A 23,328-nucleotide genomic window follows, 5' to 3' on the forward strand; every position below is an offset into this window, starting at 1 on the left:
GACAGTTGCGACACGACGGTTCAAGCGCTCGAGCGAAGCACCGCCCGGTACCGCCGGCCCGCGTCGTCGTCGGCCGACAGCGCCTCGCGGATCGTCGACGAGAGCCACTCGCGGTCGGCCTCGGGACTTCGATCGCCCGCGGCACCCGCGGTCCCGTCGGCCGGTACGCCGTCGAACCCGTCCGTTCGGAGGTCGGCCGGCAGGAACCGCTCGTAGACCGGCAGCCGCTCGCCCAGCGGCAGTTCGGCGCTCGCGGCGATCTCCTCGAGTTCGCGCAGCGCGGGCCACTTGTAGTCGGGGTTGATGTGGTCGTCGGTGACCGGCGAGACGCCGCCCAGATCGTCGACGCCGCAGTCGATCAGGTCGCGGGCGGGCGCGAGGTTCGGCGGCACCTGCACTGACACCTCCTCGGGGAGGGCGGCCCGCGCCATCGCCGTCACGCGGCGCATCGTCTCGCGGTCGGGCGAGCCGCCGGACCAGCGTTCGTTCTCGACGACCGGCTGGACGATCACCTCCTGAATGTGGTCGTAGCGTTCGTGCATTTCGCGGATCGCGAGCAGGCTCTCCGCGCGGTCGCGCCAGTCCTCGCCGACGCCGACGAGGATGCCCGTGGTAAAGGCGACGTCGAGCTCGCCCGCGTTCTGCATCGTCCGCAGCCGCTGGCCGGGTTCCTTGCTTCGCGGGCCGCCGTGGGCGCGGACGTCGGCCGTCGTCTCGAGCATCACGCCCATGCTGGCGTTGACGTCCGCGACCGCTGCCATCTGCTCGCGGGTCTGGTCGCCCGGATTAGCGTGGGGCAGGAGGCCCTCGTCGAGAGCGACCTGGCAGGCTTCCCGGAGGTACGTGTGGATGGAGTCGTGGCCCCACTCGGCGAGTTGCTCGTGGATCTCGGTGTAGCGGTCGTCCGGGTCGTCGCCGAAGGTAAACAGCGCCTCCGTACAGCCCGCGGCGGCGCCCTCGCGACAGATCTCGCGGACCTCCTCGAGCGAGAGCAGGGAGGCCTGTCCCGGCGGATCGAAGTACGTACAGTAGGTGCAGGTGTACCGGCAGGCCGTCGTCAGCGGCACGAACACGTTTCGCGCGAAGGTCAGCGCCGACGGCGCCTCGACGTCAGCCGGCGTCACCTCGAGCAGTTCGTCGACGGCGTCTTCGTCGATCGATATATCGACGCCGTACTCGCTCGCCCCGGGAATCATTACCTCCGAGTGTCGGCGCGTCGCACATAAGGCCTTTCCGTCCCGGCGGCGGACGCCAACGCGGTCTGCCGAACGCCGGCCGTCGCGCTCTCGACGGATCGCCGCCCTTTATGGTACCGCTGGCCCTTGGCGAACGTGTATGCTCGACGCTGCACTACACACCGGGTCGGAACACCCCGACCTCCTCTGGATCCTGGTGCCGAGTTTCCTGTCGTTCCTCGCGGGGCTCGGCGCGCGGACGTACGCCGACCGCCTCCGCCGCTGGGCGCGCCCCGACGGCGAGACGACGGCCGACTGACGATAGACGACTGACCGTTCCGTTCTCCGCTCCGTTCACGCCGAATCGTCGCCGCGAGCGACGGTGACGCGCCCGTCCCGCTCCGCGAGTTCGAAGCCGAACGATCGGAGCCTGGCCGGCGCGTGTTCCGTCCCGTGGACGAGCACCTCGACCAGATCGTCCGGCTCGTCGATGTCGGTCGACAGTCGGAAGGAATCGACGATTTCGACGGTCGCACCGCAGTCGGCCGCGATCTCGCGGTGATCGAGGTACGACGCGCCGTGGTAGTCCACCCGAAACTCGGGATGGCGAACCGCGAGCGCGTTCGTCCCGCCGCCCCGGCCGGGTGCGATCGCGACGTCCGCCTCGCCCGCGAGCAACCGCTCGAGGGCGGCGGGCGTCGTCAGCGCGAGGTCGGCCATGACGACGCCGACGGGGGCTAGGTCGGGGTCGTCGTTCGACTCCCCGTCGCCCGTCCCGGCCGGCAGCCGCGCGTTAACCGCCTCGGTGAGCGGCCGGTCGTCGACCGCGACCGCGGTGGCCGCGACGACCTCGTCAGCGAGCGCGAACTCGAAATCGTTCTCGAGGTCGATCGGCGCCGTCGAGAGGACGGTCGGCTCGTGGCCCGCCGCGACGATCGCGTCGAGGACATCCGCGAGCATCGCCCGTGCGAGCGATCGACGCTCGCGCCCGGTAAGCACGGGACTGAGTCGCGTCTTGGGTGACTCCGCGGCGAACGGGACGACGACGCGCATGGTCGGCGAGCATTGACCGTACGTGCCTAAAAGAACGTCGAACTCCGGGACGAATCGGACTGCAATCGGGAGCGGCGTCGTTCGCTCGCTCACCGCCGTCCGTTCTCGTCCCGTCCGCGGATGGTCGTGACGTCCGTCGGTATCGCACCGTGTTCGTGCCCCCCGACACGATCGCCGCTCCGCCCGTCGACGGCAATCGAACTGCACCGTGCCGCATTTCGCCGTCCGCGCGCTGTGTCTCTCGGACTCTCGAACTCGAGCCGTCTAGAACAGCGGCTCGAGTTCGTCTTCGTCGTCTTCGACGAGTTCCTCGAGGTTCTCCTCGCTTTCCTGTTGGATGTCGTCGATGTTGTCCTGGGCCTCGATCGCGACCTGCTGCAGGCGCTTGATCCGCGGGACGTTGGTGACTCCCGAGAGCAGGATTGCAGCGGCCACTTCCGGTTCCTCGCGCGGGTAGTCCCCGCCGCGGACCTCCATGCTGCCCGTTTCCTCTTCGAGCCACTTCCGCCCGCGTTCGATGCCTTTCCGGTTGAGATACTCCGAGGGACCGGACAGCACCAGCAGGGCGCGTTCGGTGCCCTCGATCTCGCAGGGGAGCGTGAGGCGACCGAGCGCGGCCTTCCGGACGAGGCTCGTGATGCGGTTGGTCGTGTTCGCCGCGTCGAGGTCGTCGTCGCCGCCGTCGTCGCCGGTGAACCGAGAGAGGAGGCCGCCGCTCGTATTCAGGTCGACTTCCTCGCTGGCGAAGCCGACGGTCGAGACGCCGCCGCCCGAGAGCGTATTGATGATCTCGGAGGAGTCGACGACGCTCTCTGCGACCTCTTCACCTTCGCCGACCTCGCCGGCGCCGAAGAGGATGCCGAACCGCCGGACGATCTCCTCGTTGATCTGCTCGTAGCCGCCTTCGACGGACTCGCCGGTCTGTCGCCAGGAGTCGTTGTCGAAGACCATCAGGTTGTCGACCTCGCGGACGAACGTCTGGAAGGAGCGGGCCGCGTTCAGCGTGTAGATCCCGCCTTCGTCCGTGCCCGGCAGAATGCCCAGTCCGTAGACCGGGATCGTGTAGATCCGTTTGAGGTGTTTCGCGAGGACGGGCGCGCCGCCCGAGCCCGTGCCGCCGCCCATCCCGGCGACGACGAGGAACGCGTCGACCTCGTGGGTCGGGATCGAGTCGATCGCGTTCTGGACCTCGTCGATGTCCTCCTCGGCGATTTCCGCGCCGAGTTCGTTGTCCGCACCCACCCCGTGGCCCTTCACGCGGGCCTGCCCGATGAGTACGCGGTTCTCCTGTGGAATATTATCGAGACCGATGAGGTCCGCTTTCGCGGAGTTGACAGCGATCGCCGCGCGGACGATCCCGCTGTTAGTCCGATCGTCGTAATCGAGGAATCGATCGACGATTTTGCCACCGGCCTGTCCGAATCCGATCATCGCCAACTTCATTGTTTGTCAGGGGGCTCCGTTGAATTGGTACCAGAGTGATGAAGGGCATAAGTCTTTCCATAATGTGAATTTCTCTCATAATCTAGTATCCGTCGAAACAAGTCGACAGCGACGATTTTCGCACTCTTTTTCGAACACTGAAAACACTTCTGGCCGAGAGTGGACAGCGGCTTTATACTTCTCAATCGGTCGTGTTCGTTTGAGGGCTGCGCGTAACGACTCGTTACCCGGCCGCTGACGGGGGTTCTCGGCGACGGACGGTCACGCTCACTCGGCGTGGGGCAACCCGAGGTACGAACCCAGCGTCGTCATGTCGTCCGCGGTCACGCCGAACGCGGTCGCGTCGTTGTCCGCTACGGTGTTGTCCAACTCGAGCGAGCGCGCCTGATCCGCGCCGAAGGGGACGAAGGGGACGGCGTCGACCGCCGCGAGGCCGAGTTTGGTCAGCGCCATCGGAATCCGGACGATCGTCACGTCCTTTCCTTCCGCCGCGTAGACCAGTTCCGTCGCGTCCGCGAGCGTCACGACCTGCGGGCCGCCGATTTCGTACACCTCGCCGACGTGAGCGTCGTCCTCGAGCGCGTCGGCGAGCATCGGGACGAGGTCGCCGACCCAGATCGGCTGGAAGCGGGTCTCGCCGCCGCCCGGCAGGCCGGTGACGTACGGCGTCGTCAACTGTTTCGTGAAGTCGACGAACTCGCCGCCGTCGCCGAAGACGATCGACGACCGGACGATCGTCCACGCGAGGCTCGAGTCGGTGACGACGTTCTCGGCTTTCCCCTTCGCGCGGATGTAGTCGGTCGGCCCGTTGGGGTCGGCGCCGAGCGCGCTCAACTGGAGGAACCGGTCGACGCCGTGTTCTTCGGCGGCCTGCACGAGGTTCTCGGTGCCGTCGAGGTGGACGCGCTCGTGGGCGTTCTCGCCGCGCGGCTCGAACAGCGGGGAGAGCGCGACGAGGTTGACAACGGCGTCGTGGCCGTCGACCGCGCTTTCGATCGAGTCGAAGGCGCTGACGTCGCCCATCGCGAGGGCGACGTCCTCGGGCAGTCCGTTCCGGTCGGGATCGCGCGACAGCGCCGTCACCTCGTGCCCGCGTTCCGCCAGTTCCGTACAGAGATTCGTGCCGATGAAGCCGGTGCCGCCGGCGACGAGGACCTTCATACCGATTCGTTCGGTCGCAGACGACAAATAACCGACCGGTCAGCGGCCGACCAGTCGGCGATCGAACCGCGGACGGACGCGGAGCCATCGCTACTCCCTTGTACCGCCCGCACCGACCAGTGGGCATGCTCGTGACCCTCGAGGGACTGGACGGCAGCGGCAAGACGACGGTCTGGGAGGCCCTCCGGGAGCGCTACCCTGAGGCCGTCTTCACCCGCGAACCGACGGACGACTCCTGGTACGGCGAGGCCGTCTACCGCTCGATCGAGGACGACGACGCCGACTCGCTGGCGGAACTGTTCCTCTACACCGCCGACCACGCGGCGCACCTCTCGCGGGTGATCGAACCGGCCCTCGAGCGCGACGACCTCGTAATTTCGGACCGCTATTCGGACTCCCGCTTCGCCTACCAGGGCGCGACGCTCGCGGACAGCGAGCGCGACTACGGCCTCGAGGACCCCCTCGAGTACGTCGTCGACGTCCACGAACCGTTTTCGATCACGCCTGATCTGACGATCTACCTCGATCTGGACCCGGAGACGGCCGCGGAGCGGGCTGGCGCGACCAACAAGTTCGAACACGCCGACTACCTCGCCGACGTCCGGGCGAACTACGAGCGACTGATCGAGCGCGAGCCCGAGCGGTTCGTTCGCGTGGACGCGACGCAGGAGCCGGACGCGGTGCTCGAGGACGTGACGAACGCGTTGGCCGACACAATCGATAGCGAGTGAGCTGCTGGCCGAACTCGTTTCTCTGGCCGGGAGCGTGACTCGAGTATCACGAGCGTCGCGCGACCCGGGGGAGGGCAGGCGCTGTACCGCTACCGACCGCGAGCGAACGCAGTGAGCGAGCGGGCCGACGACCGACGTGGAGAACGCGGCGCGTTCGGAACGGAGGGAGGAGTGCTTTTGATCGAAATTTCACCGAGGGACGCGACGGCGTGCGGCAGCACTGCTGCCGTCGCCGTCGCAGACCGTAGCGTAAAATTTCGTCCTTAGTCCATCGCGATGTACGTCTGCGTATCCTCGACCCCCTCGATCCCCTGGATCTGGGTCGCCGCGATCTCCTTGACCGCGGCCGGCGTCTCGACCCGCGCTTTGGCGATGAGGTCGACGTCGCCGGCGACGATGTGGGTCGACTCGACGCCCTCGATCGACAGAATCTCGTCTCGCAGTCGATCCGCCTCGCCCGTGTTCGCTTTGACCATGACGAATGCAGTAACCATCAGTTCGCACCTCCTGAGCCGGAGACCGAATCGGTCCCCTCGTTTGCGTTCGCGATCGCCTCGCGTTCGGACTCGCCGACCAACAGCTGTCGCACCTCGCTCAACACGTCGAAATCGGCCAGCACGACGAGCCGGTCGCCCGACTCGAGCGATTCGTCCGCGTCCGGCAGGGCGAGCGCGTGCTCGCGCTTCCCGAACGCGAGCACGCGAGCGTCGGCGGGCAACTCGAGTTCGCTGATCGTGTAGCCGTTGACCGGCGCGTCGTCGGTGATCATCAGTTCGACCACCTGCAGGTGCGGCGCGATGTCCGCGATCGCGCGGATCGTCCCGCCCAGCAGGGCGTTTTTTGCGCCGATGGCGCCGAGCCGTTCGGGGTAGATCACCTCGTCGACCGCGTCGGCGTACTTGCGGTAGATCCCCTCGCGGTAGGCCTCGTCGATCCGCATGATCGTCCGACAGCCGTAGTGGTTGGCGATCATGCAGGCGGTGAAGTTGACGTTCAGATCGCCGGTCAGCGCGCCCAGCGCGTCCGCGTCGGGGACGCCGGCCTCCTCGAGGACGTCCTCGCGGGAGCCGTCGCCCTCGACGACGCGGAAGTCCTCGTTGCGAGCGCGCCGGACCTTCGGCTCGTCGCGCTCGATGAGCGTCACGTCGTGGCCCTCCTCGCGGAGGACCCGCGCCGCGCGCAGTCCGACCCGTCCGGCGCCGATGATCACGAACCGCATGCCACGAGGTACGCCGCCCCCCGTCAATAAGCTTGCCCCGGTGTCACACACCATACCTTCCGTCGCGCTCTCGAGCGGGCGATGCGGCGCTACCCGGCGAAAGAGACGCCGACGCCGACGTGGCTCGACTCCACCCGCAGTCGCCGACGCCCGCGACCGGACGGCGGGCAAAAGCTTTAGTCTTGTGACAGAGTACCACACCACCACGATGGTTCACGCGTACATCATGGTGAAGACCGCCGCCGGGAAATCCGAGGGCCTGCTCTCCCGAATTCGGGACTTCGAGCGCGTTTCCGCCGCCCACATCGTCGCGGGCAACTACGACATCATCGCCGAAGTCGACGCCGACGAAGTCTACAACATTCTCGAGACCGTCTCCTCGGAGATGCAGGGCCTCGACGGGGTGACGGAGACGAAGACGTACATCGCGATGGACTAAGACCCAACTTTTGCGCTGTCGTTCGGAAGGCGCGGAGCGTCTTCCGTGATGACGAGACGCCTTGGGCGTCTCGAACCACGTGCGGTTGCGCAGCGACCGCACTCAGCAAAACGTGGCTGAAAAGCACTCCTCCCTCCGTTCCGAGCGCGGCGCGCTCTCCACGTCGGTCGTCGGCCCGCTCGCTCACTGCGTTCGCTCGCGGTCGGTAGCGGTACGGGGCCTGCCCTTCCCCGAATCGTACGACACTCGCAGTGCTCGCGTCGTACTCTCGGCCAAGGAACTCGGTTTCTGATCGCTTCGTCTCCCTCACATCGGCATGCCGCCGCTGCTGCTTCCGTCGTCGGGACCGCCTTCTGCCGCCTGCTGACCGCGATCCTGGGCGTTCTCGAGCAGCGTCGCGGCCGGGCCGCGGTACTCGTAGCCGGGGATGATCCCCTGGGCGAACGTCCCTTCGACGAACTCGATGAGCGCCTTGGCGTCCTCGACGCCTTCGCCGGCGTCCCAGGCGAGGTACTCGAGCGTGACGGTGACGTCCTCGGCCCCGCGTTCGACGGTCGGCTCGTCGTACGTACTCGTGTGGGCGACGCCGAAGACGTCCTGAAGGCGGCGCTCGAGGGTTTCGAACCAGCCGTCCTCGACGACCTCGGCGACGCTCTCGTCGGCCACGGCGGCGTCCAGCGTGGGGAGGGTGACCGTGACGGCGAACTCGCCGTCTCGTTTCCCCTCGGCCGGGTCGGCGGTGACGGTCGTCTCGAAGACGGTCGTCGTGAGTCGGTAGGCGTCCGCCGCGTCCGGGGCCGGTTCGAATGCGTCGTGGGACTCGAGTTCGCGGGCGACGGGGTCTGGAAGGTCGGTCATTATCGTCCCGAACGGGTGTCGCGGAAAAGGGCGTTACGTTGTCTCGCCGATTCGGCCGCGAGGTCGGGTTTCGCCGCACCTACCCCCGAATTCGGCGGACCGTTTCGGATCGTTTCACGCCGAAGCCGTCGATTTCTTCCGGAAATGGCCCCCATTACTACAACGGATATCGACGTTTTCAGTCGGCATGACTCTCGATAGACACGCCGCGGAACGACGCCGGTTCGCTCGCCTGCTCGGGGTCGACGGCGAACTCGGGTCCGGCCTGCCGATCGGCGACGCGAGCCGCGGCGCCGACGGGCGGACGGAACGCGACCGCGGCGCCGACGACGGCTCCGGGACCGGCGTCGACACCGAATCCGAGGTTCCGGAGCCGGCTCCCTCGAGCGGCACCGACGGGTCGACCTGAATCGTTTCGTCCGTCCGTTCGGCCGATCGCCCAATCGTGCGATCGCGTCCGGGTACGACGAGCGTCGGCGTCGCTCGGCCGGCGCCGGTCCCTTCTCGCTTCAACCGTCGCGTTCGTCGAGGAAGGCGTTGACCGCCGTCGCGACCTCCTCGAAGTCCTTCATGGTCAGCCCGTCGGTGGTGACGAAAACGCCGTCGCTGTCGCTGGTCACCCGGACCAGAAAGCCGTTGTCGAACACTCGGATCGTGTAGTTGTAATCGCCCAGTTCCGACCGTTCGTAGGCCGTCCGGGCGGTTTTGAAGCCCCGCCACTCGTGGCCGATGAACGTCGAGAGATCCGCGTCCCGCTCCAAGTCGTCGCGCAGGTACACCTGCTCGTAGTCGTCGCGGGTGAAGTAGGTCACCGAGCGGAGGCTGTCGCCGATGGCCGTCCGACACGTGGTGACGATCCGGTCCGCCGCTGCCGGCGTAAGCAATCCCGTAGCCATACGCGGCGTCTCAACGGCCCGCGTCTTAACGGCGGGGGCCGCTCGTAGCGCGGTGCAAACCCCCGCCCGCGCAGCCGGTTACGCCTGTGCGATCGCCCGATCGAGATCCGCGATCACGTCGTCGACGTCCTCGATGCCGACCGAGAGGCGCACGAGGTCGTCGGTGACGCCGCTGGCCAGTTTCTCCTCCTCCGTAAGCTGCTGGTGGGTCGTGCTCGCCGGGTGGATGATCAGCGTCTTCGCGTCGCCGACGTTGGCCAGCAGGCTCGCGAGGTCGACCTCGTTGCAGACGGTTTCGGCGGCGTCGTAACCGCCCTCGAGGCCGAAGGTGATCATCCCGCCGTAGCCGCCCTCGAGGTACTCGCTGGCTTCCTCGTGGGTCTCGTGGCTCTCGAGGCCCGGATAGTTGACCCACTCGACGTCCGGGTGATCCTCGAGGTACTCCGCGACGGCCATCGCGTTCTCGCAGTGTTTCTCCATGCGCAGGGGCAGCGACTCGAGTTTCTGCAGCGTGACCCAGGCGTCGAACGGCGACTGCTGATTGCCCAGGTCGCGCAGCCCGCGGGTGCGAGCGACCACCGAGAAGGCCGCCTCGCCGAAGGTCTCGTAGAAGTTGACCCCGTGGTAGGCCGGGTTCGGCTCCGTGATCTCGGGGTAGTCCCCCTCCGGCCACGGGAACGAGCCGCCGTCGACCAGCACGCCGCCGACCGTCGACCCCGCGCCGTGGAGCCACTTCGTCGTCGAGTTCCAGACCAGGTCCGCGCCGTGCTCCAAGGGCCGGCACAGATAGGGCGTCGCGAACGTGTTGTCGACGAACAGCGGCACGTCGTGGTCGTGGGCGATGTCGGCGATCCGCTCGATGTCGGGCGTCACCAGCGCCGGATTGCCGATCGTCTCGAGGTGGACGAAGGCAGTGTCGTCGTCGATCGCCTCCTCGTAGGCCTCGTAGTCGAGCGTGTCGACGAACTTCGTCTCGACGCCCCGCTTCGCGACGGTGTGAGTGAGGTAGGTGTAAGTCCCGCCATACAGCGACGACGAGGAGACGATGTTGTCCCCGACGTCGCAGAGGATGAACGTCGCGAGGTCGAACGCGGCCATTCCAGACGACGTCGCGAGCGCCCCGACCCCGCCCTCGAGCGTCGCGATGCGCTCCTCCAGCATCGCGTTCGTCGGGTTCATGATCCGCGAGTAGATGTTGCCCGTCTCCTCGAGGCCGAACAGCGCGGCGGCGTGCTCGGTGTCATCGAACTCGTAGGAGGTCGTCTGGTACAGCGGCGGCGCTCGAGCGCCGGTCGTCGGGTCCGGCTCCTGGCCGGCGTGAACGCTGTCGGTGGCGAACTCGTGATCGTCGCTATCGTCTCCCATGACCCGTCCGTTTCGCTCCAGTAACGTAAAATTATTAGCCGATCACGTTCGCGCCGTCGTTCGGTCGGCGAACGGGGAACGGGACGAGAGCGGACGTCTCGAGTCGATGCGCGGCGAAGAAAACCGGTTCGGGACGGGGCGCGAGACGGACTCAGGTTCGACGGGCGATCGTCGCCGCGAGGACGGCGATCGCTGCGATCGCGACGCCGCCCGTGAAGCCGGGCACCGATTCCGCGATGGAGGCGGGACTCGAGCCGCCGTCAGTACCGTTGCTACCGCCGTCAGTGGCGCTGCCGCCGGACGCCGTCTCCGTTCCGGTACCATCCTGCGCGCTCGAGCCGCTCGAGTCGCCGGAGCCGGCCGCCGAGTCCGCGCCGCCGACGGTCACCGTTCCCGCCTCGAGCGACGGGTCGACGGCGTCGCCGCCGTCGGCGTCGATCTGCATCTCCGTGACGCGCAGTTCCGTCGCGCCGTCCTCGACGCCCTCGAGTTCGAGCGTCGCCAGCGTGACGTCGGACGCGCCGGCCCCGATCTCGTCGGTGAGATCGACCGCCTCGACGGTGACCGTCCGGCTGTCCGCGCCCACGACGGGGTCGGTCGTCATCCCGAAGTGGTCGGGGTAGCTGGCGCCCGCGACCGTCGCGACGTCGGACTCGAGTTCGAGCGTGAGTTCGAACCCGGCGAGTCCGTCGGGGGCGTCGGTCAGCGCGATTCGCTGGGTCGCGGTCCCGTCGGGATCGACCGTCGCGTCGTCGACGACGAGCGTCGGCTCGCTCGCTGTGCTCGCCGCGCTCGAGGCGTTCGAGCCGGTCGAAGCGAGGGCCGGCGCGGCTGCAGCGTCGCCACCCGGTTCGGGAGCAGCGACCGCGCCCGCGGAGAGCGGAACTGCGGCCGCGGCGACCAGTGCGGCGACCGTCGCGAGCGCGGCCAGCGTCGCGGCCGACTGTGAGTGCGTGGTCATATGTACCCGATGTCCCCTGGTCGGCTCACTGTTCCTCGTACAGTTCGACGACGTCGTCGTAGTCGATGCGGCCGTTCTCGTTGAAGTCGTAGGCCGCCTCGTTCAGCTGGACGGCGTCGTCCTCGAGGTGCTCGAACAGGACGACGATGTCGTCGTAGTCGAAGCGACCGTTGCCGTTGACGTCCTCGAACTTACCGTCGCCGTCGGGATCGGTCGGCGCGTTGCCCGATCCGGAGTCGCCGCCGATCGGCGGCGGTCCGGTCACGACGACGCCGGGCCGGCGCTGCGGTTCGACGGCCGCCCCCGAATCGTCGTCCAGCGCGTCGACCTCGACCGTGATGTCGGTCGTTCCAGTGCCGACCGCCTCGAGTTCGAGCGTCGCCAGCGTCACGTCGACCGCGTCGCCGTCGATGGCGTTCTCGAGGTCCGCGAAGCGGAACTCGACGGTCGAGCCGCCGTCCTCGATCGTCGGCTCGGCGGTCAGCTCGAGGCCGTCGTGGTAGCTGGCGTCGACGATCTTCGCGACGTCCTCGTGCTCGACGGTGACGGTGATGCGGCCGCCGGCGATCCCGTCGGCCAGCGAGGAGAGGGTCAGGTCGACCTCGCCGGTCGCGTCGTGGCTGACCGCCAGCGAGTCGACCTGCAGGGTCGCGGGCGGTTCGTAGACCCACAGCGCGTCGTTGGTGTACGACCGGCCGAAGTTGCCCTTGTCCTCGCAGAGGAGGACTCGCCCGTCATCGAGCACCATCACGTTGTCGACGTTGATGGGAGCGGCGTCGAGGACCGACTGGGAATCGGTCGCGTCGGGGCCGACGACGGCGGGCTCGAGCGTCGAGACGTCGTAGTCCGAGTCGAGTTCGGCGCGGTAGACGACGCCCCCGTCGACCCGGTCCATGCGAACGTCGCCCTCGGTGTCGCTCATGCTGTCGTTGAGCTCCGAGATGCCAATGTAGAGGTAGTCGCCCGGTCCGGCGTCGTCGAGGGAGTCGATCCCCTCGGCCTTGCGGAACTCGACGGTAGCGCCGATCTCCTTGGCCGCGGCGCGCGTCTCGAGGAAGGGAACGCGGCGAAGTTCCTCGTCGACGCCGTCGGGGCCGTTCTCCTCGTACTGCCGTGCCCACTCGACGATCTCTTCGTCGGTGATGTAGTCCCGGTTGCCGTTTTTCGCGACTTCTTCGTCGGCCTCGCGCAGCGCCGTCTCGAGGTCCTCCTGCCAGTCGGTCTCGGCGTGGGTCTCGAGGTAGTCGACCTGCGTGACGTCGTCGTAGTCGGCGATCCAGGACTCGACCTCGGCGTTGCTCGCGGTGCCGAGTTCGAGCCACTCGATCTCGAGGTCGACCTCGGCCGGCGGCTCGTTCTTCGCCGCCGCGTCGTTGGTGACGCGGGCGGCGTACAGCGTCCCGCGGACGTTCATCCGATCGTCGTAGCTCGGGATCGGCTCCTCGGCGACGAACTTGTAGAGGCCCTTGCTCGCGCCGTCGGAGGCGAGGTAGACGGTCCGTTCGTCGGGCAGGAACTCGGGGCACTCGAAGGCGGCCCGGCCCATGACGTAGTGTTTGACCGGCGTCGGTTCGTCGCTCGTCGGCTCGGTGATCTCGACGATGTGGCCGTAGCGGTAGCGGTTAGGATAACCGTCCCCGATCGGCTCGGTCGTGTTCGTCTCGCCGTCCTGGTCGACCGGCTCCGCGCCGAGGTAGTACGCCTGCATCTCGACGCCGCCCAGCGCCCAGGTTCCCTGCGGGTACCAGCTCTCGTCGAACAGATCGCCGTCGTCGCCGAGGACGCCCCCGATATCGGTCGGGTTGGGGCGGTTCCAGAACGCCGCCGCGCCGCGGATCCCGACGCCGCTTCCCGCGTCGACGACGTCGCTGACCGTCGCCGAACCGGAGACGCGCGGGTGGCTGTAGTCCTCCTCCGAGGACATCGGCGTCGCCCACGGGCTCAGGTCGCCGTAACAGTTGATGCGGGTGCCGCCGATCTCGCGGAACGACTCGAGGTTCTCGAGTTCCATCGCGCCGTCGTGGTCGGCCTCCCAGCCGTCCTCGCCGCGACCGATCGGGGTCCGGCTGACGCAGCCGGGGCTCGTCTCGTTGTTCGTAAAGAGGTAGCCCTCGAGCCCGTCCTCGTCGGTGGGGACGAAGAAGTTCATGTCGGGGTTGTAGCCGACGTCGCCGTACCGGCTGCCGACGAAGTCGGCGACGTCGGTGCCGTCGGGCGTCTGCGGGTGTCCCCACCGCTCGGTGCCGCCGTTGATCTCGTCGCCCTCCTGTACGAGGATGTCGTACTCGCCGCCGGCGACCTGCACTCGCCCCTGCGCCTCGTTCGAACGCGGCGGCTCGAGCTCCGAGAAGTCGTTTTTCCCGTTGAACGTGAACCGGTGTCCCGCGAGGACGCCGACCGCGGCCGTGTCGTACGGCGCTGGGTTCTCGCGGCTCGGGTGCTGGAGACTGAACAGCACTTCGCCGTTCTCGAACACGAACGGACCGGTCACCTCGGCCCCGTGGGCCGTCGTCGCGAGCCGCTTGAGCTCGCCGTTGATCCGCGGCGCGCCGGGCGTATCGCCGTCGCCGTCCTGTCCGGTTACCGTACCGATCGCGCCGATCCCGGCGGCGGCCGCCGCCGAGGTCGCCATCAGCTTCCGCCTGGTAAATTCGACCATGCAGGCGGAGAATCCTGCAATTAACTAATAGCGGTTTATAATATACCGAATTACGGCTGTGTAGACAAGCTAGGTCTGCAGTGAATAGTATACCCGACTGATTCGTCTGGAGACGTCAATATCAGTATTGAGAATGTATAGCCGATCGCCGTTCCGATCGAAGTGACGCGTTCGTCGGACGCTTCGTATCGCTCTCCGGCTTCGATCGTCGTCGATCACCGTCGATCCGCGGTGAAAAGGAGCGGAAGCGAGGCCGAACGCTACTCGAGATCCCGCGCCGCCGCGGTCCGGATCTCGTCGGCGCGGTCGCACACCCACGTGCAGTACCGTTCGATCTCCTCGACCGTCACGCCGTAAAACGACGCGACCCAGTTGACGTCGGCCCACGGACACGTGACCAGATACGCGGCGAGCGTGTCTTTGCCGCCCTGGACGACCTCCGGCGGGACGCCCCGTTCGCCCGTGTTTTCCTCGACGAATCCGTTCACGTCGAAGTAGACGTCGGCGTACAGCCGAGCGTCCTCGAGGGAGTCGAACGCGATTTCGGTGTGTTCGGGCGCGTCGAATCGGTACCGCTCGTCGGGGCCGTCGGTCTCGAGGATGCGCACGCCGAGGACGTATTCCTCGACGACCGAGCCGTCGGGAGTGGAATCGGTCGTGGACATTGCCGTGGACTCACTCGGCGGTCAAACGATATTGAACGTTGATATGAGTGCTATTGTGTGCTCGCGAGGAGTTCGTAGCGGTACCGTGTGCCCGACCGCTCCGCGTCGGCCGCCCGGTCCGACGCACCCGATCGAGTTGCCGCCCGTTGGACGGCAGGCGTCGCTTTTTAGACGGCCGCCGTGGTCACGGGCGTTCACGACCCGATGAACGTCCTGATCGTCCTCGGTCATCCACGGACAGATAGCCTCTGTGGCGCGCTGGCCGACGCCTACCGCGACGGTGCCGAGGCGGCCGGTCGCGAGGTCCGGGAACTCGCCGTCGCCGACCTCGAGTTCGATCCCGACGTCCGCGAGGTCTCGCCGGCCGATCAGCCCCTCGAGCCGGATCTTCGGGCGGCGCAGGAACTGATCGAGTGGGCGGACCACCTCGTCTTCGTCTACCCGAACTGGTGGGGGACGATGCCGGCGCGGCTGAAGGGGTTCTTCGACCGCGTTCTCACCCCCGGCTTCGCGTTCGTCGAGTACGACGAGGGGGAGGGCGCGGGACACGAGGGACTGCTGGACGACAAGACCGCCGAACTGATCGTCACGATGGACATGCCGCCGTGGGTCTACCGCTGGATCTACCGCCAACCGGGCACCAACGCCGTCAAGCGCGCGACGCTGGGCTACGCCGGCGTTCGGACGACGCGGGTCACGAACCTCGGACCCGTGACGGAGTCGACGCCCGCGGAACGCGAGCGGTGGCTCGAGGAGGCGGCCGAACTGGGCCGACGCCTCGCGACCGGGCCCGACTCGCGGGCGACGCGGATCCGTCGGCGGGCGACGTCGTGGCTGAAGGCGCTGCGACTGCAGTTCTACCCGATGGCGTGGGTGGCGTACACGATCGGCGCGCTGGCGGCCGTCGGCTCGAGCGAGGCGCTCTCGTCGACCGCGTACTGGCTCGGCTTCGCCTTCCTCTTTTTCCTCGAAGCGGGGACGGTGCTGTCCAACGAGTACTTCGATTACCCGACCGACCGCGAGAACGCGTTCGCCGGCCCGTTCACCGGCGGCTCGCGGGTGCTCGTCGACGGGTCCCTCGAGTTCGACGACCTCCGGCGCGGGATCGGCGTCGCGCTCGTGCTGGCCGTCGCGGCCGGCGGAGCGGCCCTCGCGGTCGGTCCGGGCTCGCCCGTCTCGACGGCGGTCGTCATGATCGCGCTGGGGGTGTTGGCGCTCGGATACACGGTTCCGCCGCTCGAGTTATCGTACCGGACGCTCGGCGAACTCGACGTGGCGGTCACACACAGCACCGGGGTCCTGCTGGTCGGCTACGTCCTCCTGGGGGGCGCCCCGAACGACCCGCTTCCGTGGCTGCTCTCGGTGCCGTTCCTGCTGTCGGTGCTGCCGTCGATCACGCTGGCGGGCGTCCCGGATCGCGAGGCCGACCGCGCGGCCGGGAAGGAGACGATCGCGGTCCGGTTCGGCATCGACGGGGCCGCGAGGATCGCGACCGGGATCGCGATCCTCGCCTGTCTGACGGGGGTCGGCTGGGCGATGCTGGACGTGGCCGGCGGCGCCTACGGCCCGCTCGTCGCGCTTAGCGTTCCCCACGCGCTCGGGCTCGTCTGGCTCCTCCGGAACCGACTGTGGGAGCGACTCGAGCCGGCTCGCATCGACGGCCTGATGGCCGCCTCGCTCACCTTCCTGGTCTGGTTCGGCGTCGTACCGCTGCTCAATCTGGCGTGAGATCGACCTCGGTATCGGCCCGCTGGCTACTCGAGCAGCGGTTCGCCGGTCATCTCCGGCGGCTGGTCGACGTCGATCAACTCGAGCAGCGTGGGAGCGATGTCGGCGAGCGTGCCGCCGCGCCGAATCGTCCGACCGCCGTCGCTTCCGTCGGGAGCCAGATAGACGAGGGGCACGTCGTTGTACGTGTGCGCGGTGTGGGGGTCGGCTTCGGTCCCCATGTTATCGGCGTTGCCGTGATCGGCCGTCACGAGGACGTGGGCGCCGTACTCCTCGAGGGTCTCGACGAGCCGCCCCAGTTGTTCGTCCACCGCTTCGACGGCCTCGATGGCGGCCTCGTAGTCGCCGGTGTGACCGACCATGTCGGGGTTGGCGTAGTTGAGCACGAGCACGTCCGGATCGTCGGATTCGATGACGTCGATCGCGGTATCCGTGACCTCGGGCGCGCTCATCTCCGGCTGCTCGTCGTAGGTCGGCACGTCCGGACTCTCGACGATCTGCCGGATCTCGCCGTCGAACTCGACCTCGCGGCCGCCGTTCAGGAAGTAGGTGACGTGGGCGTACTTCTCCGATTCGGCGATCCGCAGCTGCGTCTTGCCCGCGTCGGAAAGCACCTCGCCTAACACCTGCTCGGGCTGGGTCGGCGGATAGGCGACCGGCAGGTCGAACGTCTTGTCGTACTGAGTCATCATCACGACCTCCGCGTCCGGCGGGCTGGTCTCGAACTCGTCGGCCCAGTCCCCGGGCCGGATGTCCGCGAGCATCCGCGTCAGCTGGCGGGCCCGGTCCGAGCGGAAGTTGAACCAGACGACCGAATCGCCGTCCTCGAGGGCGGGCTGGCCCTCTATCAACGTGGGCTCGACGAACTCGTCGGTCACGTCGCGGTCGTAGGACTGCTCGACAGCCTCGACGGCCGACTCGGCGGTCCAGTCGCCCTCGCGGTTCACGATGGCGTCGTAGGCCCGTTTCGTCCGGTCCCAATTCTGGTCGCGGTCCATCGCGTAGTAGCGCCCCGTGACCGTCGCGACGTGGCCCGTGCCGTGCTCGTCGATGACGTCCTCGAGCGTCGACAGGTAGTCGCGTCCGCCCGTCGGCGAAGTGTCCCGACCGTCCGTGATCGCGTGCGTGACTGCCTCGACGTCGCGGTCGCCGGCGAGTTCGATCAGCGCGTGGAGGTGCTCCTGATCGGAGTGGACTCCGCCGTCGCTGACCAGCCCGACGAAGTGAATTTTGCCGTCGTTTTCGAGAGCCTCGTCGAAGGCCGTGTTGATCGCCTCGTTCTCGCGGAAGGAGCCGTCCGCGATCGAATCGGAGATCCGGGTGTACTCCTGGTAGACCACCCGCCCGGCGCCGATGTTCAGGTGGCCGACCTCGCTGTTGCCCATCTGGCCGTCCGGTAGGCCGACGCGCCGGCCCGCGACCTCGAGCGTGCCGTACGCGCCGGCCTCGGCGAGCCGGTCGAACGTCGGCGTGTCGGCCGCGGCGACCGCGTCCCTGGTCGACTCGTCGTCGCTGAGCCCCCAGCCGTCGAGGACGATCAGTGCAGCGTCCATGTGCGACGGATCAGCCGCACGGCGTAACTAACTGTCGTTGTCGGCGAATCGGGCGACGGAAACGGTCATTCGTTCTGGACGAACGGCCCGGAACAGTCGTACTCGATTTTCTTGTACCTGGAAATATCCGGCTCGTCGTCGTACGGGCCTGCGTTGTCGGTCAGCCCGTAGACCGTCACGTTCTCGAGGCCGGTCTCGTGGCTGCGGTTCCACCGCTCGCAGAGGTAGTTCGCGAAGTACGAGCGGTGGTTCTCGTTGTCCGCGTAGCGCATGTTCGAGACGTACTTGCGCTCGCGGGCGGTGTCGTAGAGCTTGTCGGCGCTCGGCGGCCGATCCCAGTCGACCTCGCCCCCGCCGAACGCGTCGACCCGCGAGCCGTTCTCGAGTTCGGCCGGGGCGACGAGCCACCTCGTCGTCGAGGTCGGGTTCGGCGCGAACATCCGCCAGCTCTGGTCGGCGTTGACCGTCTCGAGGACCTCGTCGCCTACGTCTGGCACCTCGGCGTAGTCGACCGCCTCGGCGTTCGAGAGAACGACGAGCACGAGGAGGAACCAGGGGATGACCGTCGAGAACAGGACGCGGCCGCGACTCGCCGCCGACGCGAGCGCCGTCCGCGTCGCCGACGGGAGGTCGGCCGCCGCCGGAACCGCCGGCACGTCCGGCAGCGGAACCCGCGGGGCGGTCCGCTGGAGTCGATCCAGTCCCCGCCGGAGCGGCGCCGCGATGCCGATTCGCGTCGCGAGCGCGGTGGCACCGTCCCAGACGATCGGCGGCTGGAACAGCAGCAGGGCAGCGACGGAGATCAGGGGGAACAGGCCGATCTGCAGCGTCGTGGCCATCCCGAGGTGCATGCCCATTACGACCGACGCGAACGCGGCGCGCCCGAGACCGCTGAGCAAGAGCAAGAGCGGCGAGAGCAGGATGACGGCCATCCAGGCGTAGGTGAACAGTTCCAGCAGCGCGTGCTGATCCGCGAGGACGTCCCCGAGCAGGATCGTGAGGTGGTCGGCCTGGAAGATGTGGACGACCGCGTCGCCGCCCATCCACTTGTCGCTTCGCGTCTTGTGGACGGCGTTGGTCAGGTACATCAACTGGACCTGCAGCAGGATCGCCATCGTTGGGACGCTCACGATTCCCGGTATCGACGGTCCCGAATCGCCGCCGTCTTCGGATCGATCGGCGGTGCTTTCCCCGTCTCGAGTCCGCTCGAGCCGCCGCGCGTCGATCGACCACTGCCGGCCCAACGGGAGGAAGATCCCCCAGAACAGCAGCATCCGCAGCAAGGTATCGCCGGAGTTGAGCACCATCGGGTTCCGGGCGTGCAGGGACAGCAGGAGCAGCCACGAGACGATCGTCGCGACCCGCGTCCGATACCCCAGTAGAAGCGCGAGGGCGAACGCGCCCGCGATCGCGAACAGCATCGCCTGCACCCACGCCGCGCCGGAGATCGCGTGCAGGGTGTACACCGGCGCGTAGTCCGAAAACAGCGCCCGCAGCGGGAGCACGCCGGCGTCCGTGTAGAAGGTCCCGAGGTTTCGCGCCCGGAGCGCCAGATCGGCGATCAACAGCGCGCCGACCGCGATCCGGAACGCGGCGAGCGCGCGCGGATCGATCGCGATACGTCGCTGGATCGCGATCGAGAGGCGGTCCAGTACGGCCGACAGGGAGGTTTGCGCGGCGGCGGGGTAACGGGCCATTGCTTACGTCGTCTGTGCCGTCTCTCGTGTAGATCGGCATAAGTTTGTTGAACGCTGAAAGAAGCGTTTCAGGCTGCATCACCGGTCGTGCCGTTCATGTTCGGTATCGACCTGCGGTACCCGGATGAGAAGCGACCGGAACCCTGAATTGTCGCCGCTCCCAACGGTCGGTACCCGATGAGCGCCGACGTTCCCGACGGAGCCCCCATCGTCCTCTTCGACGGCGTCTGCAACCTCTGTAACGGCTTCGTCCAGTTTCTCGTCCCGCGGGACACCGACGAGCGGTTCTACTTCGCCTCGCTGCAGTCCGACGTCGCGACGGAACTGCTCGCCGAGCACGACCTCCCGACGGACGACCTCGAGTCGATCGTCCTCATCGAGGGCGACGACTGCTACGTGAAGTCGGCCGCCGTCCTCCGCATCGCGCAGTTGCTCGGCGGCGTCTACGCCCTGCTCGGCCCGTTCCGGCACCTGCCGCGCCCGATCCGCGATCTGGCGTACGATCTAGTCGCCGCCAACCGCTACCGCCTGTTCGGCAAGAAAGACCAGTGCATGATGCCGACTGGCGACGTTCGTTCCCGCTTTCTCGAGTAGCTACGCCCCCGCTTCGCGTCCGTTACCCGCCGATATCAGCGCAGCGAGCGGTCAGTCGTCCGGACGGTCCCGACCACTGGCTTTTTGCCGGTGGGGCGGGAGCCCCCTCGCATGACGCTCGATCCGGTCCACTTCGACGGCATCGCGCGGCTGGCGGGGCGGATCGACCACGGGGCCGACGCCGACGACCGCCGCGCGTTCGCCGAGACGGTCTGGGAGGAGTTCCTCGATCCCCTCGTCTCCCGCGAGGGGCGACGGATCGTCGAACCGGTCGACGAGCAGGCTCGTCGACTCGTCGACTGCGAGGACGTCGCGCTGCGGGACCGGGAGTTCCCCACCGAACACGGCCTCGACGCGGGGACGATCAACCCGACGACCTTCAAAAACGGACTCGTCATCGACATCGCGCAGGCGGCCATGAGCGCGACCCCCTCCGATCTGGACCTCCACCGCTCGCGGACCGTCGTCGCGACGGTCCACTCGAACGACGAGACGATGACCGTCGACGAAACGTGGGGCAAGTTCGACGAGGGCTACAGCCGCTCTCGAGCCGTGAAGATCCCGCCGCTGCCGCGGTTCGCCGAGGGCGTCGTCCACGCGCTGGCGCTCTACCTGGCCGAGAGCACGCACGCCCGCGACCACGCCGACGAGGTCGACGACCTGCTCGTCCTCGACGGCCCGCTTTACCCCCGCGGGCTGCTCCGCTGGGCCGACCAACACCCCGACCTCGCGGACTTCCTGCTCGAGGATCCGCGGCCGACGACGGTGCTGGAGAACTACATCCGGCTGGTCGAGGAGTTCGTCGACCGGGGCGTTCCCTTGATCGGCTTCGTCAAGAACCCGGCGACCCGCGTCATTACGCGGACGCTGAAGGGGAAACACGATGCCGAGATCAGCGTCCCCTGGGCGGACGATTCGGCGCTCTTTACCCGCCTGCTCGAGCGCGGCGAGTACGTCGACGACGTCGACGGCAAGCGCTGGGACCGGGACACGTCGGCGCTGACCTACACGAACTGGTTCCGTTCGCGGGGCGGCGTCGACGAGGCGCTCTCGGCGGAGGGCGACGCGCTCGGCGTCGAGCGTCACCGTTCGCTTGAGGACTACGAGGTGACCTTCTTCGTCGTCTACGACCCCCGCGACGATCTGATCTATCGGGTCGAAGCGCCCTACGCCTTCACGCGCGACCCCGAAACTCGCGAGGCGCTGACGATGCAGGTGCTCCAGGACGTCGCGGTCGCACACGGGCCGCCGACCATCGTCGAGAAGGCGGACGAACTCGCGCGGATCAGCCGCTCGGAGAAGCGGTCGCTGCGGGAGTCCTTCGAGACGGCCTTCGACACGAGTCAGGACCGGACCTACGACGATCAGCGGTGGGACGAGGACGCGTACTGACACCGTCGTCTACGTTTCGATCCGGGGCCCTGGCCCTGAGTCGGGGTGGCCCGTCGGGTACGGCTTCGAGTGCGAGTGCAGCAGTCGCCGTTCGCCTCGAGCGGAGTCGCCGCTGGCGTCGGCACCCACGCGTTCGACGTCGGCGCGACGTCGCGTCCGGTTGGTTCCTGCTCCCCGTTGGGACTCGAGAAGCGATGCGTGACAGGACGAAAACCGGCTTGCGGCGACGAAACGACTCGTTAGCCGCCTAGTAGACGATTACTCGGTCGGCGGCTCCGCCTTCTCGACCTCGAGGTCGACGTCGGCCGGATCGACGCCGATGCGGGCGAACTGGGTCCGGACGTGTTCCTTGGCGTTCTCGAGGGCCTGGTCCCGCGTGTCGAACCCGCGGGGCATCGGCGATTCGAAGGCGACGTTGACCTCCCGGTCGTCGACGCGCTGGATCGAGCCCCCCGTGTCGACCTCGTAGAACTCGTCGCACACCCAGACGTACGCGGCGTCCTGATCGGGCGCGCCGCGGAACGACGGCGCCCGCTCACCCCGCTCGTACAGCGTTCCGGTGAGCTCAGTGCCGCCGGCGCGACCGCGTACCATGATCATACCGATCCTACGACGCGCGGACGCAAAAAGACCGCGGGGCGGACGCGCCGAAGAGGTCCGCGAACGCGACGCTCGCCCGCTCGCACCGCACGATCGGAGTAATACGATGCTACGCGTCGCGGTCGTTCGACCCGACGGCTCGCGAACCCATCCGGAAGGAGACAATATCCTGATGATAATACGTTCGCCGAACGGTGAACGAACCCTCTACCCCGAGGTTTCGGGCAGTTAGCTCGATTACGGGGGCGTTACGGAAGTAATATCACATTCCGTACCCAAATCGTTTTGGAAACGTGCTTATCCCCCTTGCTCTGCTTGCATGGCGTAATGAGTTCGGACGCTCACCTCGGCGACACCAGCGGGCGGGCCCCGCTCGACGAGGTTCCACCGGAACAGTACGAGGCGTTCAGCCATCCGCGGCGGGTGTACCTGCTGGAGATCCTGACCGGCGGCGATGGCCCCGTCGACGACGCCGGTGAGGACGACCGCTACTCGCTGTTCGAACTCACCTCCGAACTGGTCCGCCGGGAGGCGCCGGATGCGCCGACCGGCCAGGCCCGCCACGAGATTCGGCTCAGCCTGCTCCACAATCACCTGCCGCGGCTGGCCGATTGCGGCATCGTCGAGTGGGATCCCGACGCGGGCGTCGAACTCGTCGCGGAGCCGGAGCTCTGCCCGGCGGCGATCGCGTCGCTCCTCGAGGAGACCGACGCGGCCGGTGCCGACGGCGAATCCGACATCCCCGCGGACGACGAACTGCTCCAGCGGGTCGTCGATCCCGTCCGCCTTCAGCTGGTCCGGATCGTCCACGAGAACGACGGCTCGCTGTCGATCGAGCGACTCGCCGCCGAGCTCGCCGCTCGCGAATCGCCCGGCCCCTCGGAGACGGAAACCGCGAAGATCGAACTCCACCACGCCCACCTGCCCGCCCTCGACGCGGTCGGCGTCCTCGAGTACGACCCCGACACCGGCCTAGTCACCGCCACCCCGACGACGGACGCCGTGTCGCTCATCCCGTAACCGGCGTCGGCGCCGGCACCGAGATTGCACCGTCGAGCGAGTCGGCCGTCGCCGAACCGTTTTTGCGTCCGAACGCCAGCCGAGCGCCCGAAGGGTAGACGACCGACGTCTGCGCGTCA

At 67.8% G+C, this 23,328-nt stretch carries 23 protein-coding genes; 8 read left to right on the forward strand and 15 right to left on the reverse strand.

Annotation, left to right across the window (positions count from 1 at the left end; genetic code table 11):
• Window positions 1-20 precede the first annotated feature (20 nt).
• Complete coding sequence (cofG, locus tag ACYQ26_RS04750; RefSeq protein WP_459807550.1) at window positions 21-1,196, reverse strand: 7,8-didemethyl-8-hydroxy-5-deazariboflavin synthase subunit CofG; 1,176 nt, start codon at window positions 1,194-1,196, stop codon at window positions 21-23.
• A gap of 139 nt (window positions 1,197-1,335) precedes the next feature.
• On the opposite strand from cofG, the gene ACYQ26_RS04755 reads away from it, so the two are divergent.
• On the forward strand, window positions 1,336-1,494 hold the full coding sequence (locus ACYQ26_RS04755) for a hypothetical protein (protein WP_459807552.1): 159 nt from the start codon (window positions 1,336-1,338) through the stop codon (window positions 1,492-1,494).
• A 35-nt stretch (window positions 1,495-1,529) separates the two neighbouring features.
• On the opposite strand, the gene cofC is transcribed toward ACYQ26_RS04755, so the two are convergent.
• From cofC to ACYQ26_RS04770, 3 genes are all read right to left on the reverse strand, one after another.
• Window positions 1,530-2,228 carry a 2-phospho-L-lactate guanylyltransferase gene (cofC, locus tag ACYQ26_RS04760; protein ID WP_459807553.1) on the reverse strand — a complete coding sequence of 233 codons (699 nt, stop codon included), beginning with the start codon at window positions 2,226-2,228 and terminating at the stop codon, window positions 1,530-1,532.
• Window positions 2,229-2,492: 264 nt separating this feature from the next.
• A complete protein-coding gene (locus tag ACYQ26_RS04765; RefSeq protein ID WP_459807555.1) occupies window positions 2,493-3,671 on the reverse strand; it encodes a tubulin/FtsZ family protein in 1,179 nt (392 codons plus the stop codon).
• A 267-nt stretch (window positions 3,672-3,938) separates the two neighbouring features.
• Window positions 3,939-4,832, reverse strand: coding sequence for a complex I NDUFA9 subunit family protein (locus tag ACYQ26_RS04770; protein ID WP_459807556.1), 894 nt, complete (start codon window positions 4,830-4,832; stop codon window positions 3,939-3,941).
• Window positions 4,833-4,957: 125 nt separating this feature from the next.
• On the opposite strand from ACYQ26_RS04770, the gene tmk reads away from it, so the two are divergent.
• A complete protein-coding gene (gene tmk / locus ACYQ26_RS04775) occupies window positions 4,958-5,563 on the forward strand; it encodes a dTMP kinase (RefSeq protein WP_459807763.1) in 606 nt (201 codons plus the stop codon).
• A 263-nt stretch (window positions 5,564-5,826) separates the two neighbouring features.
• On the opposite strand, the gene ACYQ26_RS04780 is transcribed toward tmk, so the two are convergent.
• Complete coding sequence (locus tag ACYQ26_RS04780; protein ID WP_459807558.1) at window positions 5,827-6,057, reverse strand: Lrp/AsnC family transcriptional regulator; 231 nt, start codon at window positions 6,055-6,057, stop codon at window positions 5,827-5,829.
• The gene (locus tag ACYQ26_RS04785; RefSeq protein ID WP_459807559.1) at window positions 6,057-6,782 is read right to left on the reverse strand and encodes a potassium channel family protein; all 726 of its coding nucleotides are present in this window, start codon (window positions 6,780-6,782) and stop codon (window positions 6,057-6,059) included. Before ACYQ26_RS04785 ends, ACYQ26_RS04780 begins: the two co-directional genes overlap by 1 nt.
• A 208-nt stretch (window positions 6,783-6,990) precedes the next feature.
• Between ACYQ26_RS04785 and ACYQ26_RS04790 the strand changes: the two genes are divergently transcribed.
• Window positions 6,991-7,221, forward strand: coding sequence for an Lrp/AsnC ligand binding domain-containing protein (locus tag ACYQ26_RS04790; RefSeq protein WP_459807560.1), 231 nt, complete (start codon window positions 6,991-6,993; stop codon window positions 7,219-7,221).
• 306 nt (window positions 7,222-7,527) lie between these two features.
• On the opposite strand, the gene ACYQ26_RS04795 is transcribed toward ACYQ26_RS04790, so the two are convergent.
• Window positions 7,528-8,079 carry a DUF5813 family protein gene (locus ACYQ26_RS04795; RefSeq protein ID WP_459807562.1) on the reverse strand — a complete coding sequence of 184 codons (552 nt, stop codon included), beginning with the start codon at window positions 8,077-8,079 and terminating at the stop codon, window positions 7,528-7,530.
• A 187-nt stretch (window positions 8,080-8,266) separates the two neighbouring features.
• On the opposite strand from ACYQ26_RS04795, the gene ACYQ26_RS04800 reads away from it, so the two are divergent.
• Window positions 8,267-8,488, forward strand: coding sequence for a hypothetical protein (locus tag ACYQ26_RS04800; protein ID WP_459807563.1), 222 nt, complete (start codon window positions 8,267-8,269; stop codon window positions 8,486-8,488).
• A 100-nt stretch (window positions 8,489-8,588) separates the two neighbouring features.
• On the opposite strand, the gene ACYQ26_RS04805 is transcribed toward ACYQ26_RS04800, so the two are convergent.
• From ACYQ26_RS04805 to ACYQ26_RS04825, 5 genes are all read right to left on the reverse strand, one after another.
• Window positions 8,589-8,975: a DUF7522 family protein gene (locus tag ACYQ26_RS04805; protein ID WP_459807564.1), complete on the reverse strand. Its 387-nt coding sequence runs from the start codon at window positions 8,973-8,975 to the stop codon at window positions 8,589-8,591.
• Window positions 8,976-9,053: 78 nt separating this feature from the next.
• Complete coding sequence (locus ACYQ26_RS04810; RefSeq protein ID WP_459807566.1) at window positions 9,054-10,340, reverse strand: O-acetylhomoserine aminocarboxypropyltransferase/cysteine synthase family protein; 1,287 nt, start codon at window positions 10,338-10,340, stop codon at window positions 9,054-9,056.
• A 151-nt stretch (window positions 10,341-10,491) separates the two neighbouring features.
• Entirely contained in the window at window positions 10,492-11,301 is an 810-nt protein-coding gene (locus ACYQ26_RS04815; RefSeq protein WP_459807568.1) for a hypothetical protein, read from the reverse strand.
• Between the two features lie 25 nt (window positions 11,302-11,326).
• Entirely contained in the window at window positions 11,327-13,960 is a 2,634-nt protein-coding gene (locus ACYQ26_RS04820) for an alkaline phosphatase PhoX (RefSeq protein WP_459807569.1), read from the reverse strand.
• Between the two features lie 260 nt (window positions 13,961-14,220).
• Complete coding sequence (locus ACYQ26_RS04825) at window positions 14,221-14,625, reverse strand: hypothetical protein (RefSeq protein ID WP_459807571.1); 405 nt, start codon at window positions 14,623-14,625, stop codon at window positions 14,221-14,223.
• A gap of 204 nt (window positions 14,626-14,829) precedes the next feature.
• Here ACYQ26_RS04825 and ACYQ26_RS04830 point away from each other — a divergent pair, with 204 nt between their 5' ends.
• The gene (locus ACYQ26_RS04830; RefSeq protein ID WP_459807765.1) at window positions 14,830-16,353 is read left to right on the forward strand and encodes an NAD(P)H-dependent oxidoreductase; all 1,524 of its coding nucleotides are present in this window, start codon (window positions 14,830-14,832) and stop codon (window positions 16,351-16,353) included.
• A gap of 26 nt (window positions 16,354-16,379) precedes the next feature.
• Here the strand turns inward: ACYQ26_RS04830 and gpmI are convergent, their stop codons facing one another.
• Both gpmI and ACYQ26_RS04840 read right to left on the reverse strand, forming a co-directional pair.
• Window positions 16,380-17,906 (reverse strand): 2,3-bisphosphoglycerate-independent phosphoglycerate mutase, encoded by a 1,527-nt coding sequence (gene gpmI / locus ACYQ26_RS04835; protein ID WP_459807573.1) that lies wholly within the window; start codon window positions 17,904-17,906, stop codon window positions 16,380-16,382.
• Window positions 17,907-17,971: 65 nt separating this feature from the next.
• Window positions 17,972-19,603 (reverse strand): HTTM domain-containing protein, encoded by a 1,632-nt coding sequence (locus tag ACYQ26_RS04840; RefSeq protein WP_459807575.1) that lies wholly within the window; start codon window positions 19,601-19,603, stop codon window positions 17,972-17,974.
• A gap of 177 nt (window positions 19,604-19,780) precedes the next feature.
• Between ACYQ26_RS04840 and ACYQ26_RS04845 the strand changes: the two genes are divergently transcribed.
• The gene (locus tag ACYQ26_RS04845; RefSeq protein WP_459807577.1) at window positions 19,781-20,197 is read left to right on the forward strand and encodes a thiol-disulfide oxidoreductase DCC family protein; all 417 of its coding nucleotides are present in this window, start codon (window positions 19,781-19,783) and stop codon (window positions 20,195-20,197) included.
• 111 nt (window positions 20,198-20,308) lie between these two features.
• Entirely contained in the window at window positions 20,309-21,589 is a 1,281-nt protein-coding gene (locus tag ACYQ26_RS04850) for a DNA double-strand break repair nuclease NurA (protein ID WP_459807578.1), read from the forward strand.
• Between the two features lie 258 nt (window positions 21,590-21,847).
• On the opposite strand, the gene ACYQ26_RS04855 is transcribed toward ACYQ26_RS04850, so the two are convergent.
• On the reverse strand, window positions 21,848-22,189 hold the full coding sequence (locus ACYQ26_RS04855; RefSeq protein ID WP_459807580.1) for a DUF7113 family protein: 342 nt from the start codon (window positions 22,187-22,189) through the stop codon (window positions 21,848-21,850).
• A gap of 327 nt (window positions 22,190-22,516) precedes the next feature.
• Here ACYQ26_RS04855 and ACYQ26_RS04860 point away from each other — a divergent pair, with 327 nt between their 5' ends.
• Window positions 22,517-23,209 carry a DUF7344 domain-containing protein gene (locus ACYQ26_RS04860; protein WP_459807582.1) on the forward strand — a complete coding sequence of 231 codons (693 nt, stop codon included), beginning with the start codon at window positions 22,517-22,519 and terminating at the stop codon, window positions 23,207-23,209.
• Window positions 23,210-23,328 lie beyond the last annotated feature (119 nt).

The sequence above is a fragment of the Halopiger thermotolerans genome (genome assembly GCF_054654555.1).

Coding starts and splice junctions, on each gene's coding strand:
- cofG (WP_459807550.1), bottom strand. CDS start 1,196: ATGATTCCCGGGGCGAGCGAGTACGGCGTCGATATATCGATCGACGAA.
- ACYQ26_RS04755 (WP_459807552.1), top strand. CDS start 1,336: ATGCTCGACGCTGCACTACACACCGGGTCGGAACACCCCGACCTCCTC.
- cofC (WP_459807553.1), bottom strand. CDS start 2,228: ATGCGCGTCGTCGTCCCGTTCGCCGCGGAGTCACCCAAGACGCGACTC.
- ACYQ26_RS04765 (WP_459807555.1), bottom strand. CDS start 3,671: ATGAAGTTGGCGATGATCGGATTCGGACAGGCCGGTGGCAAAATCGTC.
- ACYQ26_RS04770 (WP_459807556.1), bottom strand. CDS start 4,832: ATGAAGGTCCTCGTCGCCGGCGGCACCGGCTTCATCGGCACGAATCTC.
- tmk (WP_459807763.1), top strand. CDS start 4,958: ATGCTCGTGACCCTCGAGGGACTGGACGGCAGCGGCAAGACGACGGTC.
- ACYQ26_RS04780 (WP_459807558.1), bottom strand. CDS start 6,057: ATGGTTACTGCATTCGTCATGGTCAAAGCGAACACGGGCGAGGCGGAT.
- ACYQ26_RS04785 (WP_459807559.1), bottom strand. CDS start 6,782: ATGCGGTTCGTGATCATCGGCGCCGGACGGGTCGGACTGCGCGCGGCG.
- ACYQ26_RS04790 (WP_459807560.1), top strand. CDS start 6,991: ATGGTTCACGCGTACATCATGGTGAAGACCGCCGCCGGGAAATCCGAG.
- ACYQ26_RS04795 (WP_459807562.1), bottom strand. CDS start 8,079: ATGACCGACCTTCCAGACCCCGTCGCCCGCGAACTCGAGTCCCACGAC.
- ACYQ26_RS04800 (WP_459807563.1), top strand. CDS start 8,267: ATGACTCTCGATAGACACGCCGCGGAACGACGCCGGTTCGCTCGCCTG.
- ACYQ26_RS04805 (WP_459807564.1), bottom strand. CDS start 8,975: ATGGCTACGGGATTGCTTACGCCGGCAGCGGCGGACCGGATCGTCACC.
- ACYQ26_RS04810 (WP_459807566.1), bottom strand. CDS start 10,340: ATGGGAGACGATAGCGACGATCACGAGTTCGCCACCGACAGCGTTCAC.
- ACYQ26_RS04815 (WP_459807568.1), bottom strand. CDS start 11,301: ATGACCACGCACTCACAGTCGGCCGCGACGCTGGCCGCGCTCGCGACG.
- ACYQ26_RS04820 (WP_459807569.1), bottom strand. CDS start 13,960: ATGGTCGAATTTACCAGGCGGAAGCTGATGGCGACCTCGGCGGCGGCC.
- ACYQ26_RS04825 (WP_459807571.1), bottom strand. CDS start 14,625: ATGTCCACGACCGATTCCACTCCCGACGGCTCGGTCGTCGAGGAATAC.
- ACYQ26_RS04830 (WP_459807765.1), top strand. CDS start 14,830: ATGAACGTCCTGATCGTCCTCGGTCATCCACGGACAGATAGCCTCTGT.
- gpmI (WP_459807573.1), bottom strand. CDS start 17,906: ATGGACGCTGCACTGATCGTCCTCGACGGCTGGGGGCTCAGCGACGAC.
- ACYQ26_RS04840 (WP_459807575.1), bottom strand. CDS start 19,603: ATGGCCCGTTACCCCGCCGCCGCGCAAACCTCCCTGTCGGCCGTACTG.
- ACYQ26_RS04845 (WP_459807577.1), top strand. CDS start 19,781: ATGAGCGCCGACGTTCCCGACGGAGCCCCCATCGTCCTCTTCGACGGC.
- ACYQ26_RS04850 (WP_459807578.1), top strand. CDS start 20,309: ATGACGCTCGATCCGGTCCACTTCGACGGCATCGCGCGGCTGGCGGGG.
- ACYQ26_RS04855 (WP_459807580.1), bottom strand. CDS start 22,189: ATGATCATGGTACGCGGTCGCGCCGGCGGCACTGAGCTCACCGGAACG.
- ACYQ26_RS04860 (WP_459807582.1), top strand. CDS start 22,517: ATGAGTTCGGACGCTCACCTCGGCGACACCAGCGGGCGGGCCCCGCTC.